At 55.1% G+C, this 23,898-nt stretch carries 23 protein-coding genes; 4 read left to right on the top strand and 19 right to left on the bottom strand.

Annotated features, from left to right (window positions below):
* Positions 1 to 29 precede the first annotated feature (29 nt).
* The 3 genes from VFA09_06505 (at position 30) to VFA09_06495 (ending at position 3,395) form a co-directional block, all read left to right on the top strand.
* A complete protein-coding gene (locus VFA09_06505; protein HZU66912.1) occupies positions 30 to 1,076 on the top strand; it encodes an ABC transporter permease in 1,047 nt (348 codons plus the stop codon).
* A 191-nt stretch (positions 1,077 to 1,267) separates the two neighbouring features.
* A complete protein-coding gene (locus VFA09_06500; protein ID HZU66911.1) occupies positions 1,268 to 2,746 on the top strand; it encodes a HAMP domain-containing protein in 1,479 nt (492 codons plus the stop codon).
* Complete coding sequence (locus tag VFA09_06495; protein HZU66910.1) at positions 2,739 to 3,395, top strand: response regulator transcription factor; 657 nt, start codon at positions 2,739 to 2,741, stop codon at positions 3,393 to 3,395. Before VFA09_06500 ends, VFA09_06495 begins: the two co-directional genes overlap by 8 nt.
* Before the next feature lie 56 nt (positions 3,396 to 3,451).
* On the opposite strand, the gene hypE is transcribed toward VFA09_06495, so the two are convergent.
* The 19 genes from hypE to VFA09_06400 all read right to left on the bottom strand — a co-directional run bounded on the left by hypE (position 3,452) and on the right by VFA09_06400 (position 21,742).
* Complete coding sequence (gene hypE / locus VFA09_06490; protein HZU66909.1) at positions 3,452 to 4,564, bottom strand: hydrogenase expression/formation protein HypE; 1,113 nt, start codon at positions 4,562 to 4,564, stop codon at positions 3,452 to 3,454.
* 19 nt (positions 4,565 to 4,583) lie between these two features.
* A complete protein-coding gene (gene hypD, locus VFA09_06485) occupies positions 4,584 to 5,729 on the bottom strand; it encodes a hydrogenase formation protein HypD (GenBank protein HZU66908.1) in 1,146 nt (381 codons plus the stop codon).
* Entirely contained in the window at positions 5,726 to 6,406 is a 681-nt protein-coding gene (locus tag VFA09_06480; protein ID HZU66907.1) for an SIS domain-containing protein, read from the bottom strand. The genes hypD and VFA09_06480 overlap by 4 nt, the downstream gene beginning before the upstream one ends.
* A gap of 12 nt (positions 6,407 to 6,418) precedes the next feature.
* Complete coding sequence (locus VFA09_06475) at positions 6,419 to 6,757, bottom strand: HypC/HybG/HupF family hydrogenase formation chaperone (GenBank protein ID HZU66906.1); 339 nt, start codon at positions 6,755 to 6,757, stop codon at positions 6,419 to 6,421.
* Positions 6,754 to 7,356 carry an SIS domain-containing protein gene (locus VFA09_06470; protein ID HZU66905.1) on the bottom strand — a complete coding sequence of 201 codons (603 nt, stop codon included), beginning with the start codon at positions 7,354 to 7,356 and terminating at the stop codon, positions 6,754 to 6,756. The genes VFA09_06475 and VFA09_06470 overlap by 4 nt, the downstream gene beginning before the upstream one ends.
* A gap of 29 nt (positions 7,357 to 7,385) precedes the next feature.
* Positions 7,386 to 7,658 carry a HypC/HybG/HupF family hydrogenase formation chaperone gene (locus VFA09_06465; GenBank protein HZU66904.1) on the bottom strand — a complete coding sequence of 91 codons (273 nt, stop codon included), beginning with the start codon at positions 7,656 to 7,658 and terminating at the stop codon, positions 7,386 to 7,388.
* Between the two features lie 117 nt (positions 7,659 to 7,775).
* Positions 7,776 to 10,166 (bottom strand): carbamoyltransferase HypF, encoded by a 2,391-nt coding sequence (gene hypF, locus VFA09_06460; protein HZU66903.1) that lies wholly within the window; start codon positions 10,164 to 10,166, stop codon positions 7,776 to 7,778.
* Between the two features lie 108 nt (positions 10,167 to 10,274).
* The gene (hypB, locus tag VFA09_06455) at positions 10,275 to 10,931 is read right to left on the bottom strand and encodes a hydrogenase nickel incorporation protein HypB (protein ID HZU66902.1); all 657 of its coding nucleotides are present in this window, start codon (positions 10,929 to 10,931) and stop codon (positions 10,275 to 10,277) included.
* A complete protein-coding gene (locus VFA09_06450) occupies positions 10,891 to 11,274 on the bottom strand; it encodes a hydrogenase maturation nickel metallochaperone HypA (protein ID HZU66901.1) in 384 nt (127 codons plus the stop codon). The genes hypB and VFA09_06450 overlap by 41 nt, the downstream gene beginning before the upstream one ends.
* Before the next feature lie 244 nt (positions 11,275 to 11,518).
* Positions 11,519 to 12,070 (bottom strand): hydrogenase maturation protease, encoded by a 552-nt coding sequence (locus tag VFA09_06445; GenBank protein ID HZU66900.1) that lies wholly within the window; start codon positions 12,068 to 12,070, stop codon positions 11,519 to 11,521.
* Positions 12,067 to 12,393 (bottom strand): hypothetical protein, encoded by a 327-nt coding sequence (locus tag VFA09_06440; protein ID HZU66899.1) that lies wholly within the window; start codon positions 12,391 to 12,393, stop codon positions 12,067 to 12,069. The genes VFA09_06445 and VFA09_06440 overlap by 4 nt, the downstream gene beginning before the upstream one ends.
* Positions 12,390 to 13,430, bottom strand: a complete 1,041-nt coding sequence (locus tag VFA09_06435) for a hypothetical protein (protein HZU66898.1) — start codon at positions 13,428 to 13,430, stop codon at positions 12,390 to 12,392. The genes VFA09_06440 and VFA09_06435 overlap by 4 nt, the downstream gene beginning before the upstream one ends.
* Entirely contained in the window at positions 13,427 to 14,077 is a 651-nt protein-coding gene (locus tag VFA09_06430; GenBank protein ID HZU66897.1) for a DUF6084 family protein, read from the bottom strand. The genes VFA09_06435 and VFA09_06430 overlap by 4 nt, the downstream gene beginning before the upstream one ends.
* A complete protein-coding gene (locus tag VFA09_06425) occupies positions 14,077 to 14,763 on the bottom strand; it encodes a DUF5947 family protein (GenBank protein ID HZU66896.1) in 687 nt (228 codons plus the stop codon). Before VFA09_06425 ends, VFA09_06430 begins: the two co-directional genes overlap by 1 nt.
* Positions 14,764 to 14,774: 11 nt before the next feature.
* Positions 14,775 to 15,710, bottom strand: coding sequence for a NifU family protein (locus VFA09_06420; protein ID HZU66895.1), 936 nt, complete (start codon positions 15,708 to 15,710; stop codon positions 14,775 to 14,777).
* 215 nt (positions 15,711 to 15,925) lie between these two features.
* On the bottom strand, positions 15,926 to 17,722 hold the full coding sequence (locus tag VFA09_06415) for a nickel-dependent hydrogenase large subunit (protein ID HZU66894.1): 1,797 nt from the start codon (positions 17,720 to 17,722) through the stop codon (positions 15,926 to 15,928).
* A gap of 80 nt (positions 17,723 to 17,802) precedes the next feature.
* On the bottom strand, positions 17,803 to 18,831 hold the full coding sequence (locus VFA09_06410; protein HZU66893.1) for a hydrogenase expression protein HypE: 1,029 nt from the start codon (positions 18,829 to 18,831) through the stop codon (positions 17,803 to 17,805).
* A 1,001-nt stretch (positions 18,832 to 19,832) separates the two neighbouring features.
* The gene (locus VFA09_06405) at positions 19,833 to 20,720 is read right to left on the bottom strand and encodes a methyltransferase domain-containing protein (protein ID HZU66892.1); all 888 of its coding nucleotides are present in this window, start codon (positions 20,718 to 20,720) and stop codon (positions 19,833 to 19,835) included.
* A 41-nt stretch (positions 20,721 to 20,761) separates the two neighbouring features.
* Positions 20,762 to 21,742: a GAF domain-containing protein gene (locus VFA09_06400; GenBank protein HZU66891.1), complete on the bottom strand. Its 981-nt coding sequence runs from the start codon at positions 21,740 to 21,742 to the stop codon at positions 20,762 to 20,764.
* 673 nt (positions 21,743 to 22,415) lie between these two features.
* Here VFA09_06400 and VFA09_06395 point away from each other — a divergent pair.
* A complete protein-coding gene (locus VFA09_06395) occupies positions 22,416 to 23,861 on the top strand; it encodes a putrescine aminotransferase (protein ID HZU66890.1) in 1,446 nt (481 codons plus the stop codon).
* The last annotated feature ends 37 nt before the right edge of the window (positions 23,862 to 23,898 follow it).

Below are 23,898 nucleotides of genomic sequence, written 5' to 3'. Positions count from 1 at the left end.
GCATCGATAAAAAGAAAGTGAGATAAACGATGATTATTGATACGCAGGCCCGGCCTGATGTTAAACGTGTCGCGCCCATTGTGATGGGACGCAAAGATTACCTGAGTGAGCTGTTTCGCCTGGTCGGCATGGACTTGTATAAAGTGTACCGTCGTCTTCTAGCGAGAGTGTTGCTGCTTGTCGGGATATGTGTAATCGCCCTGGTTTTTCTGGGGATTGGTATAGCGGTCCTACATTACGCGAGCGAGCCTGTCACCAGTTTTGTGCCATCGAAATGTGCCGCGACTCCGCAGCTTTCTGCTGCCGGGTGCATTACCCATCAACCGGCAACCCTTGCCGATATGCAGCGCGAGAAGCAGCGCGTCGTGAATGGCGGGGCTCAGTTTTTGACTATGCCCGGCGCCTGGTTCGCAGAGGAACACTTTTTCATCCTGCCACTCGCGGTGCTGGGGGTCATCCTGGCCGGCACGCTGGTGGGCGGTGAATATAGCCTGGGTACGGTGCGCCTGATGTTCACGCGCGGCCCGACCCGCTTGCAGTTTCTCATCGCGAAGATGCTAGTGCTTGTCATTTACGTCATTCCCACCATTCTGTTCTTGATGCTGTTGGGAATCGTGATTGGAGCGGTCATGGCTCAACTGGCAGGCCTTGCCAACGGTTTAAGCTTTTTGACCGCAGACCATTTCGGTCATGTTGTCCTCTATGCGCTAATGGCGATACTCTACTGGTATGCCTATATGCTGCTGGCGCTGTTCTTTGGTACTGTAGGGCGTTCGACAGTGGCCGCTATTGTCGGGCCGCTCATCGTACTCGCTATTGAACCTCTGGTCAGCAGCAGCATTACGGTTCTGACGAGCAATAGCAGCGGCGGTCTGACGGATTTTCTGAAGCATGTCCCGGACTACTTCCTGGGCAATAACCTCACGTCGCTGCTGCATAACCAGGGACACATCCTCTCATTTAGCGATCCTGGTCCCTATTCCAATGGGCATTCGCTCCTGGTGGTTGCTGCTTACCTGGTCGTGTTTGTAGGCGTCTCCTGCTGGCTGACGGTGCATCGCGATGTGACCAGCTAGTTCTACGAGCGGGAAAACAGGACAGATAGAACTCTGTACGTTGTGAAACGTATCTTCAAAAGAAGATTTTACAGAGCTTCTGTCTGGTCCTGCTATCTTTGGGAGGCATACCTATGAAAAGTCCGGCGGTTCCTTTGTGGATGCGATTGCGCGTCCCGCGGCCATTTCATGGATCGGGCCTGCGGAGGCATATGACTATTTCATATGTGGCTGTAACGCTCGGCTCGGTGGTCTCTTTTTTGCTGCTGGTGGCCCTGACCACCGGAGTGCTGGCGGCTTTTTTCTCGGACTCACAGGGGAACAGCACTTTTCTTAGGGACACGCAACAACAGGCTCAGGCGTATGCGTTGGTAGCTGGTCTCCAGGCTCAGGGTATGGCGCTTGATCCACAGAGCAATTTTATGCCCGGGCAGGCGCATACGATTGCTTTACCTGGCCAGGAAAATCAGGTCTATAACGTGTTCGCTCCCTATATCTCGACAGCTACTCCCGATCCAACAGCAGTGACGATTGCTCTGCTTATTGCGCCAGATGGTCGCGTGGTTGCCAGCTCTTATCCGTCACGCTATCCCGCCGGTATGACTGTTGCTGCTCTGTTGCCTGAGCAAAGATCGGCCATCAGGCAGGCCCTTACTGGACAGGCTTTCATGGGGACAGAACAACTCTCCTCGGTCCCGCTGGCATACGCCGCGGAAACCGTCTGGAGCGAGAATCACCAGCCGATTGGCGCGATCTTTTTGCAGGCCCCAGAACCCCAGGAAGATAGTATTTTTTCTCGGCTAACCAGCGCACTGATTACCAATATCTTGCTGCTGTTGCTCGTCATTCCGCTTGGCGTCTTTTTCGGACGGGTGACGACAAGGGGCCTGGTGCAGCGGGTGCAACAGCTTGTGCTGGCGACGACGCGCTTTGCCGCTGGAGATTATACACAACAGGTCGAGTCGCATGGGCAAGATGAGATCGGACAGCTGGAGCGGCAATTTAACCAGATGGCTGAGCGACTGGCGGAGAATATCGTGCTGCAAAAACAACTGGCCGAACAGAATGCGCGCCTGGAAGAGCGATCTCGCATCTCGCGTGAGTTGCACGATGCCATCTCGCAAGACCTCTTTTCGCTGCGTATGCTGGCCGATGGCTTGCAGGAGGCTGCACGGGCGGGACAACCTGTTACAGACCTGCGCCAGCATATCACACTGTTGGAGCAAACAACAGCCAATATGATCCGCGAAATGCGCGCGCTTTTGCTTGAATTACGCCCGCTACAGCTGGAAAACCTTGGACTGGAAGGCGCTCTGTTGAAGCTGGCCCAGGTCTATAGCACGCGCCTGGGTATTACTATTACAACCGATGTGCGGCCGATTAGACTTGAGCCGAGGATAGAACATGCACTATTGCGCATCGCGCAGGAGGCCTTTGCCAACGCCACCCGCCATTCCAACGCTAGCCTGATCTCACTTTGCCTGGCGAGTGAGGGGGATAGCGTGAAGCTAACCATTACCGATAATGGCAAGGGATTTGTTGCGAATGATGATAGAGATCAGGAGGGTCTGGGACTGCATCTCATGCGAGAACGTGTTGAGGAACTGCATGGCATATTCGAGCTTAAGACGGCGCCAGGACAGGGAACCAGTATCCTGCTCAGTGTACCATGGGAGAAAGCAAATGATTAAAGTAGTACTGGCCGACGATCACGCGGTTGTACGTCATGGCCTGCGTTTTATGTTAGAGCAGCGTCCTGATATTCGGGTCGTGGGAGAGTGTGGTGACGGAGCGCGAGCGCTCGAGCTGGTTGCCGAACTGTTACCTGATGTCGCTCTGTTGGACCTGCTTATGCCTACAATGGATGGGGTCGCGGTTTCACGAGAGATCAAGCGGCTCGTACCTAGCACAAAGATTATCATCCTGACTTCCTACTACGATGATGAGCATATTTTCAATGCCATTAAGGCCGGGGCGCTCTCCTATTTATTAAAGGATAGCAGTCCCCAGGAGCTGGTTGAAGCGGTACGCGCCGCCGCCCGGGGAGAGAGCAAGTTGCACCCGATGGTTGCTGCCCGCCTGCTACGTGAGATGCAGCATCGTCCGCACACCCCGCTCAATGATCTAACCCCGCGTGAACTGGAAGTACTGGCGCGCATCGCTCGCGGGCGCACTAATTTTGAGATCGCTCAGGAACTCGTTATCAGCGAGCCGACGGTACGTACCCATGTCGCAAATATTCTTTCAAAACTGCACCTGGCAGACCGCACGCAGGCCGCGATATATGCCCTGCAACAGAATCTGGTTCCCTTGAAAGATGCGCTAGATCAAGAAGAATAACCTGCTTGCCTCAATATGAATTTGACCTGTTCACTTCAATGATACAGGGTTCATCTTCAGCATATCCTCGGCAGCGGATCCCCCACCAGCATATCCAAAACTCTCATGCCCCCAATGTCCGTGCGCAAGAAAACGATTCCTGGCGGCTCGGATTGTACAGAGCCGATAATCGCGGCCTCCTGTCCCAGCGGGTGCGAGCGCATGGCTTCCAGCGCGGCCTCCGCTTTCTCAGCAGAAACAATAGCCAGCATCTTGCCCTCGTTGGCGATGGTGAGCGGATCGAGGCCGAGAATTTCGCAGGCCCCGCGCACTTCCGCACGGACGGGGATAGCCTGTTCGTCAAGACCGATGGAAACTTCCGAGCCGATGGCGATCTCGTTCAATGTCGTCGCTACGCCGCCGCGCGTGGGGTCTTTCATGCAATGAACTGCATCCCCTGCCGCCTCTAGAATAGCGGCCACCATTGTATGCAGGGGAGCCGTATCGCTTACCACGTCGGTCTCAATGTCCAGCGCCTCGCGTGCCAGCATGATGGCGATGCCGTGATCGCCAACCGGGCCGCTCAACAACACTTTGTCTCCCGGCTGCACCTGGGCCTGCCCCATGGGCCAGGCGGCACGAATAAGTCCAACACCCGCCGTGTTGATGAACAGGCCGTCCGCCTTGCCGCGCTGCACCACCTTCGTATCACCCGTGACAATGGCTACACCGGCATCCGCTGCCGCCTTTGCCATCGAGGCCACGACGCGGCGCAGCTCGGTGATGGGGAATCCTTCTTCCAGGATAAAGCCTGCGGAAAGATAGAGTGGTTGCGCGCCCGCCATTGCCAGATCGTTGATGGTGCCATGGACCGCCAGTTTGCCGATATCGCCGCCGGGAAAGAAGAGCGGGCTTACCACGTATGTATCGGTGGTGAATGCCAGGCGCTGCCCCGTACCATCGATGCCGAATGTTGCCGCATCGTCCATAGAGTCCAGCAGCGGATTCGAGAAGGCGGGTGCGAAGACGCCTTCGATCAGGTTATGCGTGGCCTTACCACCGCTGCCGTGACTGAGATTGATCTTCTCGTCGCGCAGGTAGAACTTATGCCTGCGTGCCTGCCGCGTGCGCTCAATCTTCTTCAGCACATCGTCGATGCGCTCCGAGTTATCCGGCCTTGATGTATCCATACTTGCCTCCAGAGGAGTGTTAATTTGTCGTTGGAAGAACTTTCAGCCGCGTGCGTTCAGCGGCCATAGAGAACCGCCCATAGTTGAAGTACGCGGCACAGGCACCCTCTGGCGAAACCATGCAGGTGCCGATAGGCGTCTCCGGCGTGCAGGCGGTTCCGAATACCTTGCACTCCCACGGCTTGATGACTCCCTTGAGTACCTCGCCGCACTGGCAGGCCTTGGGATCGGCCACACGCAGTCCCGGCACCTCAAAGCGCAGTTCGGCATCCCAATCGGCAAATTCTGGACGCAGCTTCAGCGCGCTGTGCGTGATAAAACCGAGGCCGCGCCACTCGAAGAATGGCCGCAATTCCATGGTACGCGCCATTGCCTCTAGCGCCTTGACATTCCCTTCCGGTCGCACGACGCGCGAATACTGGTTCTCGACCTCGGCTCGCCCCTCGTTGATCTGCTTCACAAGCATATACACAGCCTGGATGATATCGAGCGGCTCGAAGCCGGCGATCACGACCGGTTTGTGGTGGTCGCGCGCAACAAAATTGTAGGGTCGCATGCCGATGACCATGCTGACATGCCCCGCGCCGATAAAGCCATCCAGCCGCAGGTCGGGCGAGTCAAGGATGGCCTTCATTGCCGGGATGATGGTGACATGATTGCAGAAGACGGAAAAATTCTTGAGTCCCTCAGCCTTCGCTCGCAGCAGGGTTACGGCAGTTGAGGGCGCGGTGGTCTCAAAGCCGATGGCAAAGAAGACTACCTGGCGGTCCGGATTCTGGCGGGCCAGCTTATAGGCATCAAGCGGCGAATAGACGAAGCGCACATCGGCTCCCTCGGCCTTGGCATCGAGCAGGCTGCCTTTTGAACCCGGCACGCGCATCATATCGCCAAAGGTAGTGAAGATGACATTGTCCATACGAGCAATGGCGATGGCGTCATCGATGCGGCCCATGGGCAGGACACAGACGGGACAGCCCGGCCCATGCACCAGGTCAATATTATGCGGCAATACGTCCTCGATCCCGTGTTTGTAGATGGTGTGCGTGTGGCCGCCGCAGACCTCCATGAACTTGAGGGGTCGAGCTTCGCTCATCCTCGCGATCTCGGCGGCGATGCGTTTGGCCAGTTCTGGATCTCGGTACTCGTCAACATACTTCATGCTCATCTGGTTTTCCCTTCCTTCAAGAGAACATGGATCACCTCCAGGAGCGCGTGATAGGCCGTTGCCTGCGCCTCCTGAATACGCGGAATATGGTCTCCCGGCGAATTGATGCAAAAATCGACTACTCTGGAACGCATCATTTTGCCGCCGTCGTAACCGGTCAATCCTACCGTCATAAGTCCCTGCTTTTTGGCCTGTTCGAGCGCAACCAGCACATTCGTCGAATTGCCACTCGTCGAGATGCCGAGCGCGATATCTCCCGGCCTGCCGAAAGCAATCACCTGGCGCGCGTAGACATTGTCGAAGCCGACATCATTTGCCACTGCTGTCACTACGGCGATATCGTTGGTCAGCGCGATGGCCGGCAGCGGCGACCAGTCAGGAAAAGGCGGATTGAGCAGTTCTGTCACCAGGTCCTGAGCGTCGGTGGTGCTTCCGCCATTACCGAAGGCCAGCAGCGTAGCTCCACGCGCAAAAGCGCTCGCCATCGCCTCAGCCGCGGCAACGATGCGCTCGCCAGAATGCTCCAGGGTTGCGCGTCGCAGCTCAATCACCTCGCGGCACTTTTCCAGTGTCGAATGGCGTACCTGCGCAAGCACATCCTCTTTACTAGATTTACCTCCCTCAAAAAGGAAAGGATAAAATAGCCGGTCGTATTCAGAACCCTCCGAGTCGCTCATTGTTTATCTCTTCTAGACCATATCGGCATTCCCAATTGCCACTCCGCCATGGACCAGCAACAAATCGCCCGGCACGACATTCTCAACCAGGCTGATATCGACCTCCTCTGTTCGTGGCTCCTCCGTCATCATTTCCACCAGCGCCAGGCCGGTCTCCTCGTCGATGCGCAAGACTTTTGCCTGTAATGCCTCGTCCGAGCATGTCGTGCAATGACCATCCTCATCAGGAATGCAATACATGCCGCCATCAATCATGAAGCTCCGATCCAGGCGTATCTGAGGGCGACCACCAGGGTCCCCGCCGCTTGTCTCCACTTCCCCCATCCTTACAATTGTATTGTCATCGCTCATGTCAACAACCCCTCGTGTTCAAAGAAAATATGTACCAACTCCCAGAGGACATGGTAGAGTGTCTCATGTGTTTCCTGGATTACCATTGCGTCCTGCGAGTGGACGAGGAAGCAAAAATCCATTTCCGTTTGCCGCATCTGGCCCCCACCGGCTCCTGCCAGACCAACTGTCAGCAGGCCCATCTGCCTGGCCAATCGCAGTGCCGCGACAACATTAGCACAGGTGCCACCAGGTGAAAAGCCCATTGCTATATCCTGCGGGCGTGCCAATACCTGAAGCTGGCGCACAAAAGGCATTTCAGCGTCTCCACCGGCCATCAGTCCGCTCAGGGTCGCGCTGTCGTTGGTCAGCGCGATAGCAGGCAATGCTCGTTTGCCGACGATGACGGGATGCACAAACTCGACCGAGACGTGCTGTGCATCTGTTGCTCCCGCGCCGTTGCCGAAAGCCAGCAACCGCCCGCCCGCGTGAAAACGGCGTGCCATTGCCCAGCAAGCCTCGGCAATCCGTTCCGCTTCTGCCGTAAAAAATGCTTCGGGTACGGTCATGCTTTGCTCGAAGCGAGCGGTAACAACTTCCACCAGGTCGGACCTTGCCATCTCAATCTCCATTCACCATCTCAATTGCGTCATTCGATCTGACTCGAGTGCAGCATTTGCAGTTCGTCAGTATAGGTTTCGCCCAGCAGTTGCAAGGCTTTCATCGTTTCGTGTGCCTCGTTTTCGTCGATCTTGCTCATAGCGAAGCCGACGTGAATCAAGACCCAATCTCCTGGTGCGATACCATCTGGACGCACCAGCGCAATGCTTACGTTGCGCTTGACGCCAGATACATCGACCTTCGCAATCGAATTTTCATCATCTACGATGTCGATAATTTTGCCCGGAATACCTAAGCACATGACTGCCTCCTTTGTATGGACGGCTATGGTTGCCGTTGGATTATAGCTGCACCGGCGTGGGCCGATAAATCGGCGGTGGGCGCGGTGAACCGGCCCCTACGCGGCGAAGCCGCGTGGTTACGTTTTCGAGTGTTCCAGTTGTGCAGCGGCGACCGCCAGTTGACCGAGACTTAATCCGCCGTCATTTGGTGGTACGAGCCGGTTGATGTAGATCTGAAAACCCATCTCCTTCAGGCGTGCCACCAGTTGCTCGAGCAGCAACCTGTTCTGGAATACGCCCCCACTGAGCGCGACGATGTTTATGCCCGTGTGGGCGCGTACTCCGGCGCAGGTCGCTGCCAGCAACGCGGAGATGGAACGATGGAAACAACTGGCTATTAATGATGCAGGTTTGCCCTGCTGGATATCGCTGACAATGGCGCGAATCATTGGCGTCACATCCAATAGTGTTGCCTTCGCATCGCGCATTTTGAGCGTAAAGGGATAGATGCCCGGCGTATCCTCAATTGCTTCGGAGCCGACGAACTGCGCGGCGATTTCAAGTTCGATAGCTGCCTGACCCTCGTAGAGTAAGGTTCCCGTGTAGGGTTCGACACCCGCTCCTGCAGGCAGCCCAAGCAAGGCAGCGACGGCGTCGAACAACCGTCCAAGGCTGGAAGTAGGTGGGCTGTTGATACCGCGCGCGGCCATCTGCGATAGCGTGCGCCACTTTGAGCGATCAAGTCTTTGCACAAATGGGATATTCAACTTCAGGAATTCATCCCCATATGCCTGCTGAAGGTAAGTTGCTGCCACGCGCCAGGGCTGGCGAACGGCCTGCTCGCCGCCGGGCAGCGCTACATAAGCGAGATGCGCCAGGCGTTCAAAGCTGCTCAGGTCGGCGCTCATAATCTCGCAGCCCCAGACAGCTCCGTCTGTCCCGTAGCCTGTCCCATCGGCGGCGACCCCGATGACCGGCCCTTGCAGCCCGTGTTCCGCCAGCACGCTGGCGATATGGGCGTGATGGTGCTGAACGCCAATTTTGTGCGGAATAGCGCTATCAAGGGCATACTTGGTCGCCAGGTATTCGGGATGCAGGTCGTAGGCGATTGCCTGTGGCTGGATATCGAACAGGCGCTGGAAATGTTCAATACCCTCTTTGAAAGAAGTCAGGGTTTCGAGATTCTCCAGATCGCCGATATGATGGCTGGGGAATGCCTGTCGCCCCTTGCCCAGGCAAAAGGTGTTTTTGAGATGTCCACCGCATGCCAGAATTGGCATTGGCAGGTGGAACGATAAGGATACCGGTTCGGGTGCGTAGCCGCGAGAACGACGGAAAAGTTGTTCTCCGGCAGTCGTCACGCGCACAACGGAATCATCGCAGCGCATGTGGATAGCCCGGTTATGGGTTAACATTCCATCGGCAATGGTTGATAGCCGCTCCTGCGCGTCTTCGTCCTGGTAGGCAATCGGCTCGTCGCTCAGGTTTCCACTCGTCATGACCAACACTGCCGGGCGTCCCTGGCCTATACACGCGGCAAAATCGTGCAACAGCAGGTGATGCAGCGGCGTGTAGGGCAGCATGATGCCGAGCGTGTTGTAGGCCGGGGCGACGGCGGGCGCGATCAAATGGCCCCTGCGGGCATTCAGCAGGACGATGGGGCGTTTGTGGGATTGTAGCAGTCGCGCTTCGGCATCGTTGATGAAACACAGTTGCCGGGCAGTTTCCAGGTCAGGCACCATGAGCGCGAAAGGCTTGGCCTCACGGTGCTTCAGTTGCCGTAGTCGCTGCACTGCCTCAACGTTCATGGCGTCACAGGCCAGGTGATAGCCGCCCAATCCCTTGATGGCGAGAATTGCGCCACCGGCGAGATAGTGTGCTGCTTCCGTCAGTGCTGAAGCATTTCCGGTATGGATAGGAGCATCAGTGTTCCAATTGACCAGTTTCACCTGGGGGCCGCAGACGGGGCAGGCGTTCGGTTGCGCGTGGAAGCGCCGGTTCAGCGGGTCTTCGTATTCCTGCCGGCAGGCCGGACACATGGCGAAGACACGCATGGTCGTCTTTTCTCGATCATATGGTACATCCTGCACAATGGTGAAACGCGGGCCGCAGTTGGTGCAGTTGATGAATGGATAGCGGAAACGGCGATCATTGGGGTCGAAGAGCTCGCGCAGGCAATCATCGCAGGTCGCGGTATCAGGAGAGATGAGCGCATTGCGTTCCGTACCAGCATGGCTGTGCGCTATCCTGAAGTTCGTTTCATTTCGAGGCGCCATCTCATGCGAGATAAGCGAATCGATGCGGGCCAGGGGTGGTGGTTCCTGGCGCAGCGCCCACTCGAAGGCATCAAGCGATTCTGCTGGCCCCTCGACCTCGATGGTCACACCGTTGCTATCGTTCAAGACAAAGCCGGCCAATCCGCGGCGCTGGGCCTGTCCATACACGAAAGGTCGGAAACCCACGCCCTGCACGATGCCATGAATGAGAATACGCCTGCGCTGGATTGTCGATCCTATTGTCGATGTCATAGATAACACCTTTGTAGGGGCCGATTGATCGCGCCCACTGCCGATTCATCGGCCCGCACCCGTTACCGTAATCTGTTGTGAACATTCATGATCGGCCCTACCAGCCAATTATTTGCCAGAACGCGCAAATGATAGTAACCAATCGCACCACGCATCCAGCCCTTCACCTGTCCGGCAGCTCATCTCGAATATCCGCAGGTGTGGATTGATAGCGAGCGCCTGCCTTTTGACCTTTTCGACGTTATAATCCACATAGGGCAGTAAGTCGATTTTATTGACGATCAGAATCTGCGAGGCAGCGAACATCTGCGGGTACTTGGCCGGCTTATCATCGCCTTCGCTGGTACTGACGACCACCACGCGTATATCCTCTCCCAGGTTCCAATCGGCCGGGCAGACCAGGTTTCCGATATTCTCAATGATGAGCAGTTCGATGCGTTCCAGGTCCACCTGTTGCAGCGCGTCACGGATCATATGCGCTTCCAGGTGGCACGCGCCTTGCGTGTTGATCTGTACCGTCTCGGCGCCCCATGCCTCGATGCGCTCGGCGTCGGCGCTGGTCTCGATATCGCCCTCGATCACGCCGATGCTCAATTGCCCGCGCAGCCGCTCGATAGTGCGCTCAAGCAACGTCGTCTTCCCTGCCCCCGGCGAACTCATGATGTTGAGGACGCGAATGCCGCGTGCCGCCAGGGACTGTTTTATCTCCTGGGCAATGGTATCGTTAGCGGCCAGGATGTTCTGAGCGATGGTCACTTTCGGCACTGTCGATCTCCATCTCTACGATCTGCATTTCGGTGCCAGAAACAATCTCATCGGACCATTCCTGGCACGCCGGACATTGAGCGATAAAGTTTCTGACCGCAAATTCTTTGTCGCAATAACGACATCGCGCGCGATGTGGCACAGTATCTATCAATAACTGCGCCCTTGATAGAAGTGGATCGAGGTCGGCCATCATCTCGAAGCAGAAGGTTAGCGAGTCAAGCTCGATACTGGTGGCCTCGCCAATCTTCAGTCGTACGCTTTTCACCCGCGTGGCGCTGCATTCGGTTGCTTTGGCTACAACAGCATCATAGATACTCTCGGCAATAGCGAGTTCATGCATGACCGGCCTCGTTTCCAGTGGTACACTTGTCAAAGCACTACATCGAGCGTATCCTCATGTACCGCTGGATATCAGGATATGACTGGACGATCAAGTAACCAATACCTGCTGCAACCAGCACGCCTATTGCTATAGCGACAACTTTCATGGTTTCCTTCCCTTTCCTGGACTAAAAGCCAATTTCATGAGCTATATTCACCCGGCAACCTTGCGGAGTTGCCCTTGATGCCATCTACGAGTAATATTACGCCGGAATCAACTCCTCGACCAGCGAATCGATCAACTTCACTGCTTCGTCAACGGCGGCCTGTACCGGCTCGCTCAATCCCATCTGCATTTCTTCGTAGCTCTCACCCTCGCCCATTGGGGTTGGCTCGCAGCCGACGAGCAGGGTGCGAATTGCTCTGGCGCCAAGCGTCCTGGCATAAGCGAGTACCTTCACCGGGTCCATGCTGTGGTTATCCAGCGCAACTCTGCCCGCTTCCTCGCCTTTCTCAGAACTCAGGCCCGATAAATCCGGCTCGATAAGATATACCGTACCTGGCGAACCTCCACGTGGCACAGCGTCTACCAGAATAAGTGTATCATAGTCATCCATCAGCGCATACGCCAGGTCGATGCCCCGGATGCCGAAATCAACGACACGCACTTGCGGCGGGTAGTTGCGGCCCATCAGTCGCTGTGCCACCTCGACCCCGAAGCCATCATCACCGAGAAAGATATTGCCAATGCAGGCGATCAGGATGCGCCCGGTCGCACTCTGTGAAGTATCTTCTAACGGCAGGGAATGGTTCACGGCGTATCCTCCAACACTTCTACCTCGTCCGGGAAAAAATAGAAAAGATGACCGGGGAAGATGCGCTTGTCAGCTTGCATCTGCTCCAGCGCGGGATCATCGTCCGCCGTGACGACCAGGTAGATACGATTCTCGAAATCCTGGTGGATGACCTCAATCGTCCCGGTCTTGCCGTCCAGCATCAGATCGAAAATATCGGCGCGTCCTTTCCTTGGGTGTAAACGCACGCGATCTCCTGCGCGAATCTCCTTCCCATCAATGGTTATTGACTCTGGCGGCGGGTAATCCTCGCCTGGGAAATCCCAACCCCCGCGGCGTATCATCCTTCACCTCCCTCTCCAATGGGACGCAGGTCGCGAATGGTACCATGCAGCTTCATAAATTGCTCGGGCGTCAGAGCCTCTGTCCGTTCCAGGATTTCGCGCGCCCGCTCATCCTGCCGCATCTGTTCCTTCTCTTCATCGGTCAGCGTCAGAATGCGCAAACTGAGAATTTCATCGATTTCAGTGCCGTCGAACAGCGCCCCCGGACTTTCCGGGGCAATCTGAGGATAATCGTATAAAATGATGGGTGACGAGAGCATCGCGCTATGTTCTCCCTCGTCGCCTACCAGCACCGGCCACGTACTCATATTCTGGCATTCGCTTGCGAACCTCTGCAAATCCCCAGGCGGGTCCATCAGGGAAATGAATGCGCCCTGTCGTACCTGCAAAATAGTATGAGTGGAGACGAAGGATTGGAATAGTATCGCATCGCGCCTGCTCGTCACGATTCCAGTCTCAGGCGTTGTGTTTTCGATCTCGATGGTCAGTTTGAAAAGATTGGCGTCTAATTGCCGCGCTGAGATGGCGAATGCACCGGAAATGGCGTGCTGCTCTCGCATAATCTCGGTTCCTGGTGCGCTTGCCGGATGTTCGGCCATGCGCGAAGTGGGAAATTCGATTGGCACGCGCCGGGGTTGGGCAAGCGCCTCGCTTAAGGGAAGGTTCAGGGCGCTTACCTCACGCTCCATGCCCTCTTGCAACGGTTCATCCGCGAGCCGTCCGGCCAGGCTCCATTCTTTCGCGTTTTCCTCTGCGTGCTGCGTCGTTGACCCTTGCTTCACAATCGTGCGTAAAAGCAGGTGCAAAAATCGTACTCGAATATCCAGTTCGGTCTCATCCGCGCTGCCCTCGACCAGGCATTCGGTACGCATCGTCCAGGGGTCGATGCCGCCATTTGCTTCGCTGTACTCGCGCGGGTAGACGACGCCGAACGTCCAGCGGGTGCGATTTTTGATGGCCGACTGCCGGTAGGGGTAGAGCAGGTAGCCCTCGTAGAGGACGGCGTTGGCAATCTCCTGAATTTGCTCGAGCTTCATCGCTGTACCTCCTCGCTACTTGCTCGCAGCAGGCGCTCAAGTACATCATCCCAGGTGAGCAGGCCGGAGCGCATCTTATACTGGTAGAGTTGGTCGAAGATGTCTTTGCGCATGCGAATCCAGGCGCTGTTGGGGAAGTGATGCTCCATTGCAGCTTTCCAGGTCGCAACCGGGAGCCGAAAGGATGCCTCCTTCGACCAGGAAATCTGTTCGATCTGCACATTACCGGACTCGCCCTGGTAGAAGATAGTGCCGCTGAACAGGAAGGTGAGAGGAACATCGCCCTCTTCGAGCGCGTTGAAATATTTCGTGCTGACCACTTCGAAATCGTAGGTGCAGGGAACAGGTAGATCGACAACAGTGCTGCCGTTGAAACGCGGAACCACCGATGTCACATGCGTCCATAGAAAGCCGCGCAATGTTTCACCCCAACGCTCAGGCTCGCCGAAGAGTTCATACAGTTTAGCTTTTTCATCACCATTATAGCGGCGGAGTGTGACTGCAAGCATGATCTGGCTCTTCAGATTAATATTTTGTACCTGCTCTTCCTCGTTCGCGTTGGTGATGCGCAGTTTGAAGAGTACCATTGGAATGGCGGTATAGGGTGGTGCCTCAGCGCCGATTACCTCGAAATTCAAATCAGGCATCAGACGCTCCTCTCAACAACGCGTGATTTCGCCCGTAAATCCGCGAAGAAATCCGCAATTGATTGCCATACCTCTTGCCCACCGCTCAGACCGCGCCATTTGAGCCGGATCAAGCCAACCAGCTCGTAACAGGTATCTATCGGGACGATAAAATGCTCGCGATAATCCTCCTCGACGCCCCTGTTGCGCACGCGATTGATGAGCAGCGCCTCGACATCCGGCTCCAGTTCGTTCAGGATGGGATTATCCCTGACAAGCTCGTTCCAACCCTCCAGGCTGAGTAGGGATTCCATGGCTCCGGCGGGGCTGGGATAGTAAGCCACGACGTGCTTCTCTATTGAGCTATAAAACATGTAGACCATGTTTACCGGAATCATCAGGCTATCCCATTGCTCGTCCGTCATCTGGAAATCCTGCAAGAACAGGTGGCGCGAAGGCACAAGTCTGTATTTCCCACCACCCGCGCTGGAATCGCTGAAGAGAATCGAACACGGATGGCAGACGCAGACCAACGTGCGATTTGAGAGGTCGAGCAGGTGGCGATGTTTCGGCAATATTCCGACGCTGCACAGTTCGCACTGTTCTTCGGGCAGCTGCGTTTCTCGCTTGCGCGCGAATTGCCGCAGCACATCATAGGGGGTAGCAAAGCCCTGACCATTGTTGTTCGTTGGCTCTGACGATGACATAGCTGCTTACCTCATCTAGCGGGCGTCGATAGAATAGCCTCGGATTGATCATCTTTTGACAATGATGGTAGAGCCACTTTCACCTTGCCGTTGTCCAGGAGCAACGGGACGGGTTGGAGAAACAGGTCAGAAGCATCCAGAGATCGCCCTGCGCGGCTGATATCGTATGCTCGTCCACAATTCGCACAGGTGAGGGTAGTTGCCGCTAATGTTCCGTTCTCAAGAGGCCCGTTACAGTTTGCGCAGTGATTATGGTAAGCATAGTAAGTAGCGTCGACGCGGCAGAAAAGCAGGCGCTGACCCCGCACAGTGACCGCTTTGAGAATCCCGGCTGGAAGAGATTGGATCTCTTCTACTATGCTCCATACATTGCCCTGATCCGCCGCCTGCGTGCTGTCCTTGCGTTTTCGTGGAGCGACGAATGTCATAGGAAGGCCCTGTCGTGCCGGCGGTGATACGACTCCCTCTACCTGGATACCATCAAGGTCTGGAGCGGCTTTGTAAATAGCCTCCTCGATAGTCATTTTGAGTGTCATGGTTGAGGATGAACATCCATGGCAACTGCCCTGAAGGCGCAGGTGTGCCACATTGCCCTCAATATGCACTAATTCGACATTGCCGCCATGTGATTTAAGGTAGGGCCGCACCTCGTCCAGCGCCTGCAAGACCCGTGTTTCGAGGTCCAGGGGGTGCAGTCCATGCAACATGAACAGGGCACTCAGCAGCTCGTCGTTCGCGAACGTCTCAATCAGCGCCAGTCCCGATGCTTCGCTCTGCGCTGTGATTTCCAGCAGTCTTGCCAGCCCATCGCCGTACATGTCCATGAGCGCCTGGATCAGTTCCTCGGTCGTGGCGCGAACATGCGGATCGGGGAAGGCCGCAACCTCCGAAATCAGTGCCTCGATACGTGCCGCGCGCCGCTCGTGTTCCTGCATGCCTTGTTGCATTACCCTTGCTCCTCTGACCAGCATATTACAGGCTGGTCTGTTTATGAGTCGGCAATGCAGGAAGCGCAACAATTGCGGATTCCTGCATTACCTCAAAACGCGCTAATGGTGGCCTGGTTACCTGTCCTCGTCCCCCATACCAGGACAGGCACGAGGCGCTGTCCTACAGGTTCCTGTCCGCCTCAGGGCCACGGGGCAGGGACAAGCCGCTGTCCCTACTGGTGTACGCCGAAGGTTGGTGAAAGAACCTTCTGCAGCTCTTTCCCTTCGCCCAGGTACATATGGACACCGCATGGCAGGCAGGGGTCGAAGCTGCGAACGGCTCGCATGATATCGATACCCTTGAAGGTGTCCGGGCCATTCTGCTCGAAGATCGGTGTGTGCTGCACGGCATCCTCGTATGGGCCGGGGGTGCCATAGATATCACGCACGCTGCCATTCCACGGCGTAGGCGGGTACGGATGATAATTGGCGATCTTGCCGTTCTCGATGACCATGTGGTGAGAAAGCACACCGCGCACGGCCTCGTGGAAGCCGCAGCCGATAGCTTCCTTTGGCACCGTGAAGTCGCTCCAGGTCTGAGTATGACCTTTATGCAACTCGGCAAGCGCCTTTTCCACGCAGTATAGACCGACGGCGGCAGCATAGGCCTGGAAGTACGTTCGCGCGCGGTCGCGCTCAATGGCGTTGCTCCAATGCGGAATCTTCCACTCGAACTCCACCTCCGGCTTCAGAGCCGTCTTCGGCAGTCGAATCTTGACGCTGTTTCCGGTGGCCTCGACATACCCGTTCAGGTTCACCAGTCCGGCCAGAGCCGTTGCCCACAGGCGTGCGAGCGGTCCACCGCCGGTATCGAGCGCCAGGTAATCGCCGGTGCGCTTATCGTACCAGCGCGGCGACATCGTCCAGCTATACTTGTCGTTGAAGTCGCGCTTCTGCGGCCTGGGGATGGTCGTCTGGTTCCAGGGATGGCGCTTATCGACCGGATTGCCGAGTGGGTCGCGATCCACGTAGGTTCTTTCGTTCTCCCAGTCCTGATAATAGGAGCTGCCAAGCAGGATGCGAATGCCGAGGTTGATATCGACCAGGCTCGTGGTGACGAGCTTGCCGTCCACGACAACTCCCGGAGTCACAAACATGGCGCGTCCCCATTTATCCATGGTGCGATAATCGTAGTCGCACACGTCGGGGTCCTGGAACGATCCCCAGCAACCCAGCAGTGTCCGGCGGTAGCCGACCTGCTCATAGCCGGGCAGGGCCTCGTACCAGAAGTCGAACAGGTCGTCGTGCATCGGCACGACCTTCTTCATGAATTCGATGTATCTCATCAGGCGGACCAGGTAGTCCGTGAAGAGCTGCACGGTGGCGACGGTTCCAACACCGCCGGGATAGAGCGTCGAGGGATGGACGTGGCGGCCCTCCATCAAGCAGAACGCCTCACGCGTATAGCGACTCACGTGGAGTGCTTCACGGTAGAACTCACCGGTGAAAGGGTTGAGCGAGCGCATGATATCGCCGATGGTGCGATAGCCGTGATCTGCCGCGTGTGGTGCGGGCGTATTGTTCGCCTTCTCGAGTACCTCTGGGTTGGTCTCTTTGACCATCTGCTCGCAGAAGTCAACACCGACCAGGTTTTCCTGGAAGATGTTGTGGTCGAACATGTACTCTGCTGCTTCGCCCAGGTTGATGATCCATTCGCCGATGGCCGGTGGTTTGACGCCATAGGCCATGTTCTGTGTGTAGACGGAGCAGGTGGCGTGATTGTCGCCGCAGATGCCACAAATGCGGCTCGTGATGAAGTGGGCATCGCGTGGGTCTTTGCCCTTCATGAAAATGCTGTAGCCACGGAAGATATGGGAACTGCTGAAGGCCTCAACCACCTTGCGCTGCTTGAAATCGATCTTGGTATAGATGCCCAGGCTGCCAACGATGCGCGTCATCGGATCCCAGGACATCTCTACAAGTTGTGGCGGCTCGGTTGGGGTCTCACCGCGTTTGACCTCTGTAGCCATATTACTGTCTCCTTTACTAGGGATTCCGGCGAGGACAGGCACGAGGCACTGTCCCTACAGGGTACCTGTACTTGTACTGGTTATCGACGCCATGTGGGCTGGTAGCCTGTCGTGAGTTCCTTACCCTTGTGCCTCCAGGATGGCTCCTTGTTGTCGGTGCTATTGGTGAGACTGCGCAGCCTGCGAATCACATTACCGTAGGTGCTGATCAAATTCGTCGATATCTTCGCACCGGTTGGCTCATCCATGAAAGGCATAAATTTATCGGGGAATCCTGGCATGGTACAGCCGATGCAGATTCCGCCGACGTTCGGGCAGCCTCCAATGCCGTTCATCCAACCTCGCTTCGGCACGTTGCAGTTCACAACGGGACCCCAGCAGCCCAGCTTCACAAGACATTTGGGAGAGCCATACTCGGTAGCAAAATCGCCCTGCTCGTAATAACCGGCGCGGTCGCAGCCTTCGTGAACGGTTTTTCCGAACAGCCAGGTGGGCCGTCCTTCCTTATCCAGGGGAATCATAGGGGCCATGCCAGCTGCCATATAGAGCAGGTAAAGGATGGTCTCCATGAAGTTATCCGGCTGCACAGGACATCCGGGGACGTTAATGATGGGAATGCCGGCTTTAGATTTCCAGTTCCAGCCCAGGTAGTCGGCAACACCCATGGCACCTGTGGGATTGCCCTGCATAGCGTGAATGCCACCATAGGTGGCGCAGGTCCCTACCGCGACCACTGCTAGCGCTTTAGGCGCCAGGCGATCAATCCAATCAGTCACGGGGATAGGCTGATCTGTTGCGGGATCGACACCCAGGGCCGCCCAGTAGCCCTCGGCCTTGATCTTTTCGTTTGGCACCGAGCCTTCAAAGACGAGAACAAAAGGATCGAGTTCACCGCGCTCCGCTTTGTACCACCAATCCATAAAGTCTTTGCCCCACTCAAAGGCAATACACTTGTTATGGATGTGAACCCTGGGCAGGCCAGGGATGGCGCCTAACACAACATCTTCTATGCTGGGCTGGGTCGCCGCGGTGACCGAGATTGTGTCCCCCTCACATCCCAACCCCTCCACAATCCAGATAACGTGGACATCCTCCACTTTGGTCGCCATGTTGTACCTCCTTGAACGATGCCACTGCGAGCATCTTAAACAGTTGCATAAATTAACCGTAACTACAACCTACGGAAAATGCCTCTGCTAAACTTTACGACGATCAGGGGTTTCGCGAATCTGGCAACCGGCTAAATCCTTGCTTGCATACCTCCTCTCAAATATAGGAAGTCCGGAAATGATGCAGTGTTGCAAAAGTGAGGTGAAACGACATTGAAATACTGCATCCTTGCGTATCTCGTTCGTCAACGACCGAAATTCCCACCACTTAAACCCTCCTTTTAAATAATACGCCTGCTTGCCTGGGCAGATTACCTTTTAGGGGCTAAAACAGTAACAGAGAAAATTCTACGTCGAAGTTTATTACATCGAATTTTGACGTAACAAAGAAATTGCATCTGGAGGGTGTGAATGCAAAAGCCTCTAAAAATAACCACGTCATAGGCTTGCTTCTCTCGCATCCTGGTTCAGTAGGGAAAGGTTCGCAGCAACTGATGCTTTATCCTTCCGCCATTACTGAAAAGGCAGCTTACTTAAGAAATAACTAAAGAACAACGATCAGTATTTGCGAGGTACTTCGGGTAGTCCTTTAGATTACTTCAGTCTCAAGTAAAACTGGACAGTTTCGACGGTATACTATGAGATATTCTCCCGGCTGTGAGCCTGGTAGGGCGCTTCTCATGGGCCATCTGTGGTCTCTTTTTCGAGTGTAGCACACAATTGAGCATTAATCAATACGTGACCAGGCTAATTATTAGATAACTGTAGAACTTTCTCAGCATATTCTAATATAACAATATTAGTAGAGTTTATTATAGAAGAGTTTAAAGAATTTCAGGTGTAAAGGCGGGTCTGGAATGGCCGAGTGTGTTACAAACAAAATGAGGGGTGGTTCATACACTATAAACCGCCCCTCATTTTGTGGTTGTGTTCAATGTTACGCAACCGGTACTGCGCGTTCGAAGATGGTTCTCCCGTAGGTATACTGATGGCTTTAGATATTATTCCGCGGGTTTTTGGCCCCAGATGGTGTAGAGGTACCATAATGCGCAGAAATCGTCGAGCCGCATCTCGACTTCGGCCTCTGCATATAACCGGTCAAGTTCTTCCTGGGTAGCCATGCCAAAGCGTATGATGAATGGCTGGCTTAACTTGACAATTGCCAGGTGATCGATCACCATCGGTTCGTGGCTGTCGGTTCCTGCCGACCAGTTGATAGGGAATACCCTCTCTTCAATATTCTGGCATCCGGCGTCACGCAGGAAGTGACGTAGCATGACGGTCTGACCGCCGGTACGGCCTGTAGGAGAGAAGCCGGTTCCTGCTCGTTTGAGTGCTTGCAACATAAGCACACTCCAGCGCTCAAAAGCTGGACTGCTGGTAATACTGAAATCTTCGCTCTCGGTCAGCCGGATGATACCCCCAGGGCGGGTGATGCGAAACATCTCCCTCACAGCTCCCGGCCATGCCGCAGTTCCAATAACAGCCATCCAACGAGCATTTACCAGGTCGAAGTAGTCATCTGGATAATCCAGTGGTTTGCGCGCATCCATCACGCGGAAGCTGGCATTGTCCAGCTTTCCTACCTGGGCCTGCGAGTTGGCATAGCCGATCATTCGTTCATCAATATCGCAGCCCATCACTTCCAGATGTGGATATGTATGGGCCAGCGTGAGCGCCCACCCGCCGGAACCACAGGCGACATCGAGTATGCGATGAAGTGAGCTTGCAAATGCTTCTTCATCTGCGTATTCCGGTAGTAGGCCGCCGAGGGCCTGTTCGAATGCCCGTTCTTGCTCTACAAGACGCGCAAGTTCTGCGCCACTGTCCTGGATAAAGTAGTCGCTTTCATTAGACCGTAAACCATAAGGCTCCGGTGTCGTTGCCATCGTAGTGCTCCTCACTTTGTATTCGCTGTACCTTTATATTCCTATTGATGAGGCAGACTCAGCAGCAACTCTTCAAGATATTGCCAGGCCATCTGCTCTGCATCAAGAAATGTTATAGGTTCTCCTTTTTGTAAAGAATCGCGCAGTATCTGCTGCACGCGCTTTTTATAATCGGCAAGATATGTTCGCTGTATTTGCAGGGATGGCATTACACGCAAATCGATGAGCGAGGAATGGTGAAAATCCTCGGGATCGAGCGCCAGGGTCATCAAGTGAGTATAGGCCTGGATATATGGGAAGCGGGACTCGTTAAAATAATCCGCCTGAGTGCTGGAAAAGAGCAGGCAACCTGCTATACGGCCCGCGAAAAGGAGAGGTGCCGCGGCAGCGCTTACTTCATACTCGCCTTGCTGAGAAGGGATATAGTTGGTATTGTCTTGCAGGTTCTGAATGGCGGCCGGGTGGCAGGTTGCCACCACATATCCGGCAAGCGACTCTGCTCCCAGGAACAACCCTTGTTGCTCCGCTTCGTTATGCCAGGGAGGCGTTCCATATACTATGCTTTCACGCAGACTATGAACTTTTCCGTCTTGCGTCGGAGGCATGCAGCGAACCACTGTTATAGCCATGCCTGAAGATTCGGGATCAAGGTGTCGCAACGCATGTTGTAGAATCATTCTGCTGACGGCCCAGAAGCGGAGCGCATCAGCAGTAGTTGCGCGCGTTCGCAGAATCTCATCGATCAGGGTGAAAGGGATCTCGTGCTGTTCGACGATTTCGTTCGTTGAAAGAATAGGAATCTCCCCACCTTCTTGCTCGAGCAGTTCCAGGAATTGTTCTCGATACTGGGGTGGGAGGGCCTGAATCAGGCGGCGCATGTTCTCAGGACGTGGCTGGGCAGCTTCACTAATCCAGCGCATCAATGTAATCGAGCGCACTCCGGCAGCCTCAGCGAGGCGATTGCGCTCTGCTGGGATGCTGACGATGGTCTTAAGCAGCTCACGCCAGGATGATGTTCCCAATTTGCTCTACCTTTGCTTCAAGCCTGATTCCAGATACGCGTCCCGGGTGATGTTTACAGTTATATGGATCTCCAGAATGTAGTGGAATCCTCGAAAAGCTCCTACGGAGAGGATTCCTTTAAGTGATAGTACCATGTATAGTAGAGCAGCGTCAACAGGTTGAAAAAAGACTTGCTTCTACGCGCTTTATAGGCTATACTAAGAAAAGAGGAATTGCTACATCGCAAAAAATGCAAAGAAACCAGGTGTTTTCCGTGAAAATTACCGAGATTCCGGGAAAAAAACGAGGCCGTTACATTCCGAAATACTACGTATTTCGCGGCTTCCACCTGTCTACCTGCTACCCCTGAACCGCCTTCTCCCCATCCATACGAATTGAACCCGGCTGCTTGAAGTGTTTTTGTACATTTCAGCATCTCACTATTGATTCCACTTCTTACAATGTCTGGCTTTCTTGCGGATAGCCTGAGTTTATTCAGCTTTATCTCATTCTATTCACAAGCAAGCGTCCTTAGTTTTTCCTTGCGTTTATCCCCAGGGATAGGCGCCTTACTACTTACAAGCACCTCGTTTTCTTATAGCCATTAATGATGAGAAATAGAGAGAGTGCTAAGCCGATAGGCGGGTCGGTGTGAGTAGTTATTATTCGTCCGCTTAACGAGAAAGGTTTTTTATGAGTAGCGATGGCTTACTCAAGGCCCTCAACGATTCGCAGCGGTACCTTGATATTGTGCAAAAACCGCGCCTGGGCAAAAGCGAGGCGGAGTGGTTGATCGAAACCACTGTCAGCAACTTTGCCAGGTATTACAACAGCGGGTTTATCGAGTACCGCAAATCGGTCGCCGAGGCTGGTGACTTTGCGGCAGTCGAATGGACGGGGCATGGTGCAACCTTCAGGGATGTGCTGGGCCGCGAATACATCGATTGCCTGGGTGGGTTCGGGTTATTCAACCTCGGTTGGACTCATCCCAAAGTCGTGAGGGCCGTTCAGGCACAATTAGAAAAAAGCCCTTTGCCGACGCAGGAACTACTTGATCCCCTGCGCGGTATGCTTGCCCATCTGCTGGCCGAGATTACCCCGGGCGATATCCAGTATAGCTTCTTCGTCAGCAGCGGGACAGAGGCCGTTGAAGGCGCGATGAAACTCGCCAAATTGTACACGCGCAAGAGTGGCTTCATTGCTGCTGTGCGCGGCTTCCACGGTAAGACCGCCGGTTCTTTATCCCTCACAGGCAAGGCCATCTTCCGTCGCCCTGCCATGCCCCTGCACAACAACGTCTTTCACGTGCCTTACGGCGATGCCGACGCGGTTGAGCAGCAGTTGCGCATCGCGCGCGAGGTCGGCAACGATATTGCTGCCGTCATCATGGAACCGGTGCAGGGTGAAGCTGGCGCCATTGTTCCCCCTGATGATTTTTGGCCGCGCCTGCGTCAGATTTGCGATGAATATGAGGTATTACTGATAGCGGATGAGGTGCAGACCGGTATGGGGCGTACCGGCAAATTGTGGGGTGTTGAGCATTGGGATGTTGCCCCCGATATTATCACTTCCGCGAAGGCTCTCGGTGGTGGTGTCATGCCCATCGGCGCTTTCATGTCCACGCCCAAAATCTGGAGCGTGATGAACAGCAATCCTTTCATTCATACGACCACGACCGGTGGCAACCCGCTGGCCTGCGCCGCTGCTATCGCCGCGATCAATGTGACACTTGAAGAGCGCCTTCCCGAGCAGGCGGCTGAAAAAGGCACCTACTTTATCCAGCAATTGAAGGGCATTGCCGCACGCCATCCCGATGTGTACACCGGCATTACCGGGAAGGGGTTGTTGATCGGCCAGCACTTCGTGAATGATGACGTTGGCTATGCTGTCGCCTCGGGTCTCTTCAAGCGCGGAGTTCTCATCTCAGGCACGCTCAATAACTCGCGTGTGATTCGTGTTGAGCCGCCGCTGGTCATTACGCGCGAGGAGATCGATACTATCCTCAATCGCCTGGAAGATACATTGCAGGAACTGCGCGCGAGCCTTTCGATACCGGCAGTTCCAGTAATGGAGCCTTCGCTGATTGCAACCGCTTCCCCAGCCGTAGTGCCTCATGTTTCCACAACGGCAGTAGCATGACGTGTAGCCTGGCATTCCTTGCGGATGCCAGGCCCGT

Source organism: Ktedonobacteraceae bacterium, assembly GCA_035653615.1.
GTDB lineage: Bacteria > Chloroflexota > Ktedonobacteria > Ktedonobacterales > Ktedonobacteraceae > DASRBN01.
The sequence above is the reverse complement of the archived record's forward strand: the minus strand, read 5'-3'. Positions and strand labels throughout refer to the sequence as shown.